A 7914-nucleotide genomic window follows, 5' to 3' on the forward strand; every position below is an offset into this window, starting at 1 on the left:
CCTATCGCCTGTTCGAGAGGCTCTTGCCGCATCTTGGCATCAAGGTCGACTATGTCGATGGCTCGGACCCCGACGCGGTTGCTGCAGCGCTTCCAGGTGCTGCGATGCTTTATCTGGAAAGCCCGACCTCGATGATGTTCGAGCTCCAGGACCTCGAAGTGCTGACTGGCATAGCGCGCGCGCACGGCATCGTTAGCGTCATCGACAATTCCTGGGCGACGCCACTGTTTCAGAAGCCGATCCTGCATGGCGTCGACCTCGTCATGCATTCGGCGTCAAAATATCTCGGTGGCCACAGCGACACAGTCGCCGGCGTTGTTGCCGGATCAGTCGAACATATCCGCCGCATCAATGAGCGTACCTATCCCTATCTCGGCGCCAAGCTGTCACCCTTTGAGGCGTGGCTTCTGCTGCGCGGTCTGCGCACCCTGCCGCTGCGCCTGCCCCACCACATGAAGAGCGGGCTGACCATCGCCGAGCGACTGAAGGGCCACGCCCACGTCGAGCGGGTCAACCATCCCGCCTTCTCCAACCATCCGGGCAAGGCGACGCTGTCAGGCTATTCCGGCCTGTTTTCCTTCGAGGTGACCGACGACATCGACGTGCCGGCCTTTACCGATGCACTGAAATTATTCCGCATCGGCGTCAGTTGGGGTGGTCATGAGAGCCTTGTGGTGCCGGCGCTCGCCTCGCTGCAGCAGACGCCGGATGCCAATTCCATCGGCCGGTTCGGGGTCAGCCCGCGAACCATCAGGCTGAATGTCGGGCTGGAAAATGTGGAGGATCTCTGGGCCGACGTCAGTCGCGCCTTTGAGGGTGCAAAAAGAAAATAGCTTCAAAACCAAGAATGGGAGTGATTGGAATGAAGAAATACAGCCTGTTGTTGGCGACGGCCTTGGGCCTCGCTCTTTCTGCCGGATCGGCACTGGCCGACTCGACCATCAAGATGGTGGAGGTCATCACCAGCCCGCCGCGTACCGAGTTCATCAAGAAGCAGATCGCCGAATTCGAAGCTGCCAATCCGGGCATCAAGGTCGAGCTCGTCTCACTACCCTGGGGCCAGGCCTTCGAAAAATTTCTGACCATGGTGCAGGCCGGGGACACACCTGATGTGGTCGAGATGCCCGAGCGCTGGCTCGGCCTCTACGGCACCAACGGCCAGCTCGAGGATCTCGCGCCCTACATGGCCAAGTGGGGTGACGCCGCGACGCTCGGCGACCGCGCCAAGCAGTTCGGCTCGGTGGTCGACGGCAAGCAGTACATGCTGCCCTACGGCTACTATCTGCGCGCCATGTTCTGGAACAAGAAGCTGTTCAAGGAAGCCGGCCTCGACCACGCGCCGACGACGCTCGACGAGTTCATGGACGCCAACAAGAAGATCTCGGCGATTAACGGCAAGTACGGCTACTGCATGCGCGGCGGCCCCGGCGGCTTCAACGGCGTGCAGATGCTCATGAACATCGCCAACGGCAAGGGCGGCTACTTCAACGAAGACGGCACCTCGACGATCAATGAGGAAGGCTCCGTCAAGGGCCTGCAGATGCTGGCTGACATCTACAAGGCAGGCTATGCGCCCAAGGACAGCGTCAGCTGGGGCTTCAACGAGATCGTCACCGGCTTCTATTCCGGCACCTGCGCCATGCTCGATCAGGATCCGGACGCGCTGATCGGTATCGCCGAGAAGATGAAGGCGGAAGACTTCGCGGTGGCGCCGATGCCGGCGGGACCGTCGGGCAAGTCCTATCCGACGCTCGGCTATGCCGGTTGGTCGATGTTTGCCAACTCCAAGGTCAAGGACGACGCCTGGAAGCTGATGTCGACACTGCTTTCGCCGGCAAACAACATCGCCTGGGCCAAGGAAGTGGGCGTACTGCCGATCCACAACAGCGCCGCCGATGATCCGCACTTCAAGACCGAGCAGTTCAAGGGCTGGTTCGAGGAGTTGAGCAACCCGGACAAATTCGAGTTCGTCACGCCTCCGGTCCATCTCGAAAACCTCGGCAATTTCTACGACCAGGTCTCGATCAAGAACTTCCAGGAAGTGCTTCTCGGCCAGCGTACGGCCAAGGACATCGCCGACGAGTGGTCTGCCTTCCTGACCAAGGAACAGCAGGACTGGATGGCCAAGAACAAGAAGTAAGCGGCCTCGGCGGAGCAGCGATGCTCCGCCGACCCGACAAGGGCTCCCTTGCTGCCCCCTCGCTCGGCCGCATAGCGGTCGTGTCGGCATCGCTGCCAAGCCTTTTCTCCCCTTGGGACGAGGCCGAGCAAGCGAGGGGGCGATTTTTTTCGCCATGACGAAAGCAATCGCCATGACCACTGCAGTCACCGGATTGAGAGCACCCGAAAAGGTGAGGCGCGGGCGTTCATCGCTGCCCGGTCTCGAACCCTGGCTCTATCTCAGCCCGGCGCTCATCCTGCTTGTCACGGTGTTGCTTGTGCCGCTGATCGTCGGCATCAGCTATTCGTTCCGCAAGTTCTCCGCCTTCAAGTCCGAATATGTCGGCCTTGGCCAATATCAGGTGATGTTGTCGGACCCGCTTCTCGGCCAGGCGTTGTTCAACACGCTGTGGTGGACAGCAGGCAGCCTGTTTTTCCAGTTTTTCCTCGGGCTCGGGCTGGCATTGCTGCTCGACCGGCCCTTTGTCGGCCGCAAGCTCGTCCAGGCCGTGGTGTTCCTGCCCTGGGCGGTGCCATCGTTCCTGTCTGGCCTGACCTGGGCCTGGTTGTTCAACCCCATCGTCGGACCGTTGCCGCACTGGCTTTACGCACTTGGCCTGCAGGCGGAACCGACCAGCATCCTGTCCGACCCCGCGACCGCCATGTGGGGACCGATCATCGCCAATGTCTGGTTCGGTGTGCCGTTCTTCGCCATCACGCTGCTCGCCGCGCTGAAGTCGATACCTTCAGAACTGCATGAGGCGGCGGCCATAGACGGCGCCTCGCCATGGCAGCGCTTTTCCAAAGTGACGCTGCCGTTCCTCGCGCCGACAATCGCCATCACCGTCATGCTGCGCACGATCTGGATCGCGACCTTCGCCGACCTGATCTTTGTCATGACAGCAGGTGGTCCGGCTGGCGCCACCAATACGGTCGCCACCTACATCTATGTCAGCGCCTTCAAATCGCTCGACAAGGGCTACGCCTCGGCAGTCGCGGTGCTCCTGCTTGTGCTGCTCATTTTCTATGYGGTCGTGCTCATCGGCATCCGCCGCTCGCTTGCGAGGAATTCGTGATGATTGCCGGACGCTCGACTTCCTCGCGTATCCTCGGTGGCATTGGGCTCTATTCGGCCGTCGGCGCCTATGTGATCTTCGCGCTGTTCCCGATCTACTGGACGCTSAAGATCTCGGTCACGCCGCAGTCGCTGCTCTATTCCGAGGGCATCACGCTGTGGCCCTCGGCAACGACGTTCGAGAACTACGCCACCGTGCTCAAGGCAACCGATTTCCCGCTCTATTTCTTCAACTCAGTAGTGGTCTCGGTGACCACCGCACTCGTCGTTACCGTCATCGCCTCGGCCGCCGGCTACGCCATGTCGCGCTTCTCGTTTCGCGGCAAGACGACGGTTGCGATCGCGCTGTTGCTGACGCAGACCTTCCCGCTGGTGATGGTCATCCCGCCGATCTACCGCATCATGGGTGAGATCGGTCTGACCAACAGCCTGACGGGGCTCATCATCATCTACACCGCCTTCAACACAGCCTTCGCCACCTTCCTGATGCAATCCTTCTTCGACGGTATCCCGAAGGACCTTGAGGAGGCGGCGATGATCGACGGCTGCACGCGCCTGCAGGCACTGCGCCGCATCATCATTCCGCTGACACTGCCCGGCATGGGCGCCACCTTGGGTTTTGTCTTCACCGCCGCCTGGAGCGAGCTTTTGTTTGCGCTGATGCTGATCTCCAGCGAGGGCCAGAAGACCTTTGCCGTTGGCCTGCTCACCTTCATCGGCAAGTTCGCCGTCGACTGGGGGCAAATGATGGCGGCCTCGATCCTGGCTCTCATTCCCGTCTGCATCTTCTTCGCATTCCTGCAACGCTATCTCGTGACCGGCCTGACCGCCGGCGCCGTCAAAGGATAGGACCATGGCCTCCGTAACACTCGACAAGGTCCAGAAGAACTACGGCACCCTCAACGTGCTTGAGGCGGTCGACCTGGAGATCGCGGATGGCGAGTTCGTGGTTCTGGTCGGACCCTCCGGTTGCGGCAAGTCCACGCTGCTCAGGATGATCGCCGGGCTGGAAGAGATCTCCGCTGGCGAAATCCGCATCGGCGAACGCGTCGTCAACGACGTGGCGCCCAAGGATCGGGACATCGCCATGGTGTTCCAATCCTATGCGCTTTATCCGCACATGAACGTCGCGGCCAACATGGGCTTCAGCCTGACGCTCAGAAAAACCGAAAAGCAGGCGATCGATACTCGCGTGGGCGGAGCAGCCAACCGCCTCGGCCTCAACACGCTGCTCGCGCGCCTGCCGCGCCAGCTTTCTGGCGGCCAGCGCCAGCGTGTCGCCATGGGCCGTGCCATCGTGCGCGATCCCAAGGTGTTTTTGTTCGACGAACCCTTGTCCAATCTCGACGCCAAGCTGCGCGTGCATATGCGCACCGAGATCAAAGCGCTGCACCAGCAGCTCAAGACCACGTCGGTCTATGTCACCCACGACCAGACCGAAGCCATGACCATGGCCGACCGCATCGTCGTCATGCATGACGGTGTCGTCCAGCAGGTTGGCGCGCCGCTCGATCTCTACGACCATCCGGTCAACACCTTCGTCGCCGGCTTCATCGGCTCGCCCGGCATGAACTTCCTGCCGGCGACGATCAAACGAACCGGCGAAGACGCCGGCGCAATCCTGGCCAATGGGCAGAAGCTGCCTGTGCTTGCCAGCCTGCCAGTGAGCGACGGCGACAAGGTGACTGTCGGTCTGCGGCCCGAGCATTTGCATCTTGCTTCCGATGGCGACATTTCAGCCGAAGTCGAAGTCGTCGAACCGCTTGGGCTGTCGACGCAGTTCTACGCCAAGCTTGCCGGCCAGCAGGTTTGCGTCTTTGCCATGGGGCGTGTCGCGGTCAAGCCGGGCGATGCGGTTCGCCTGTCTGCAACCGCTTCCGACCTGCATCTGTTCGACCCCGAGACCGGGCGGCGGATCAACTAGCCAGGCCCGGTTCAGAGTTCTCTAACACCTCTGCGGTATGCGTCTGATCGAGTGCAACCTGTGTTGCGTAGAGCAGATCGACAAACAGAGATGAGCGAAGTCCGTCCCTTTACAGCTCCGGATGTTCCGGTGGTCGCGGAGATGTTTCAGCGCATCCTTCGCAAGACCAGGCAACCGGCGACAAGCTCTCTCGAGGCCTATCTGCAAGAACTCTTCCTCGATGCCCCCGACGCCCAGCCGGATATCACATCGCTGATCCACAAGCGCGATGATGGAAGTGTCTCGGGCTTTCTCGGCGTCCTGCCGCTCGCGCTCGAATTCGAGGGCAGGCCACTGCGCGGTGCCCTGTGCGGAACGATGATGGTTGACCGGCACAAGGAGGATCCTTTTGCCGGCGCGCGCCTGGTGCGCGCCTTTTTTGCCGGCCCGCAGGATATTTCGCTGACCGAAACGGCCAACGATGTCTCGACGGCGATGTGGCGCAAGATGCGCGCAACCGTGCTGCCAGACTACAGCCTAGAATGGATCCGCGTCATTCGACCGGCCGGCTTCATGGTCGAACTCGCCGCGGCCGGCATAAGTGCTGCGCGCCTCTTTTCACCGCTGGCACGGCCTATCGATGCCCTGATCCGCCGGCGCTCAACGGATAACGATGCGCATTGGTCGCATTTCACGCCGCCTCAAAAGGCCAGCCTCGTGGATGCTGACGTGGATGAAGACGAGTTGCTGGACCTTATCCCCAAACTCGCCGCGCATTACCCGATGCGCCCAACCTGGCAGCGTGACACGCTCGCCCGCACCATCGTTCATGCGCGACGCAAGGCAAACTACGGCCAAGGCGTGCGCCGTGTCGTGCGCACTGGCAGCGGCCATCCGGTCGGCCTCTACATCTACTACGGCGATAGCGGGCGCATCGGCCGTGCCATCCAGGTGATGTCCATGCCCGGCCAGGAGGGTGCGGTCATAGACAACATGATCGCCCACGCCGCATCGAACGGGCTGGTGGCCCTGCGCGGGCGTACGCAGCCGGCTTTGCTCAATGCCATGCTGGGACGACGGTTTGCCTTCGTCCACGCCTCGTCAAGCATCGTGCATGCGCGCGATCCCGCACTGGTCCAGCCATTTCTCGACGCAAAGGCATTCTTCAACGGATTTGCCGGCGAGTCATGGTGCAGGTTGATGGGGGATGGGTTTGATTGACGATCCAACCAGGATTGCAACCTGATGTGCGGGATAGCGGGCTATTGCGGGCACGCGGTCGGCGCGGACGACGCGCGTGCGCTGCTTCAGGACATGACGGGCGCATTGCGGCATCGCGGCCCTGACAATGCGGGCCTCCATGTCGGCAAGGCCGCCGGCTTGGGACATCGGCGACTTTCGGTCGTCGGCATCGCCGATGGGCACCAGCCCATGGTGAGTGCCGATGGCCGCGTTCATATCAGCTACAATGGCGAGATCTTCAACTACGTCGAACTGCGCGATGCGATGAAGCAGCGCGGACGCGTTTTCAAAACGTCGTCCGACACCGAGGTCATTCTCCATCTCTATGACGAGATGGGACCGGATTGTGTCTCGCTCCTCAATGGCGATTTCGCCTTCGCGATCTGGGACGAGCGCCGCAATCGCATGATGCTGGCCCGCGACCGAATGGGTGTGCGGCCACTCTTCCACACATGGCACAACGGCACCTTGTTCTACGCCTCCGAGGTAAAGGCGTTGCTGCAGGTGCCAGGCATCGTCGCGCGGATCGATCCCGTTGCGCTGGACCAGATTTTCACCTTATGGGCGCCGATCGCGCCCCGCACTGCGTTCGCAGGCATATCGCAATTGCCGCCCGCCCATATAATGCTGATCGAGGGCGGCCAGGCGACGAGCAGGCCCTATTGGCATCTTGCGTTTCCTGAGCAAGACGACCCTGGCGACAATCGATCGGAAACTGTGCTCGCGGAAGAACTGCTTATCCTTCTCGAGGACGCCACACGAATCCGGTTGCGCGCCGATGTTCCGGTCGGCTCATACCTGTCGGGCGGCATAGACTCATCGATGATCGCTGCTTTGGCGGCAAGGAAGGTTCCGCAAGGCTTGCGCACCTTCTCCGTCACCTTCACCGATGCCGACTACGACGAGAGTGCCTATCAGGCTGAAATGGTCGAGAGGCTCGGCACTGCGCACAGTTCGGTCGCCTACCGTGCCAGCGACACCGCGAGYCTGTTTCCTGAGATCGTAAACGGCACCGAGCAGCCTATCTTGCGCACCGCGCCCGCGCCGCTGCATCGCCTCGCCCGTCACGTTCGTGAGCAGGGCATAAAGGTGGTGCTGACGGGGGAAGGCGCGGACGAGATTCTTGCCGGCTACGATCTTTTCGCGGAGGCGCGGGTGCGGCGCTTCTGCGGCCGTCAGCCCCACTCGCGCATCAGGCCGCACCTGTTTCGCAAGCTCTATCCCTACTTGCCAGCCCTTCAGCAACAGACGCCGGAATATCTCGCCGCATTCTTCGGTGCCGGCATCGACGCCACGGAAGACCCCTTGTTTTCGCACCGGCCCAGGCTGCGCAGCACCGCGGCGACCAAGATGTTCTTTTCCGATGATCTGCGCGCAACCCTGGGCGGCTATGATTCCGCCGAAGAGCTCGCTTCAACGCTGCCGGCTGACTTTAACAGGTGGCACCCGCTGCATCAGGCGCAATATATCGAAACGACGACGCTCCTGCCCGGCTACATCCTCTCCAGCCAGGGCGACCGGATGGCTATGGCGC

7 protein-coding genes are annotated in these 7914 nt (G+C 61.6%); all 7 read left to right on the forward strand.

The window, feature by feature from the left end; genetic code table 11:
* Positions 1 to 833, forward strand: an 833-nt coding sequence (locus tag AC1DUU_RS16765; protein ID WP_476784538.1) for a PLP-dependent transferase, incomplete at its 5' end; no start/stop codon positions are given.
* A 29-nt stretch (positions 834 to 862) separates the two neighbouring features.
* Positions 863 to 2140 (forward strand): ABC transporter substrate-binding protein, encoded by a 1278-nt coding sequence (locus AC1DUU_RS16770; protein ID WP_476784539.1) that lies wholly within the window; start codon positions 863 to 865, stop codon positions 2138 to 2140.
* A gap of 172 nt (positions 2141 to 2312) precedes the next feature.
* A complete protein-coding gene (locus tag AC1DUU_RS16775; RefSeq protein ID WP_476784544.1) occupies positions 2313 to 3236 on the forward strand; it encodes a carbohydrate ABC transporter permease in 924 nt (307 codons plus the stop codon).
* Positions 3236 to 4084, forward strand: a complete 849-nt coding sequence (locus AC1DUU_RS16780) for a carbohydrate ABC transporter permease (RefSeq protein WP_476784540.1) — start codon at positions 3236 to 3238, stop codon at positions 4082 to 4084. The genes AC1DUU_RS16775 and AC1DUU_RS16780 overlap by 1 nt, the downstream gene beginning before the upstream one ends.
* 4 nt (positions 4085 to 4088) lie before the next feature.
* Positions 4089 to 5159 (forward strand): ABC transporter ATP-binding protein, encoded by a 1071-nt coding sequence (locus AC1DUU_RS16785; RefSeq protein WP_476784541.1) that lies wholly within the window; start codon positions 4089 to 4091, stop codon positions 5157 to 5159.
* A 90-nt stretch (positions 5160 to 5249) separates the two neighbouring features.
* The gene (locus tag AC1DUU_RS16790; RefSeq protein WP_476784542.1) at positions 5250 to 6359 is read left to right on the forward strand and encodes a hypothetical protein; all 1110 of its coding nucleotides are present in this window, start codon (positions 5250 to 5252) and stop codon (positions 6357 to 6359) included.
* A gap of 24 nt (positions 6360 to 6383) precedes the next feature.
* On the forward strand, positions 6384 to 7914 hold a 1531-nt coding region (asnB, locus tag AC1DUU_RS16795; protein WP_476784543.1), incomplete at its 3' end, for an asparagine synthase (glutamine-hydrolyzing).

The sequence above is a fragment of the Aminobacter sp. P4_H6_2 genome (genome assembly GCF_056400805.1).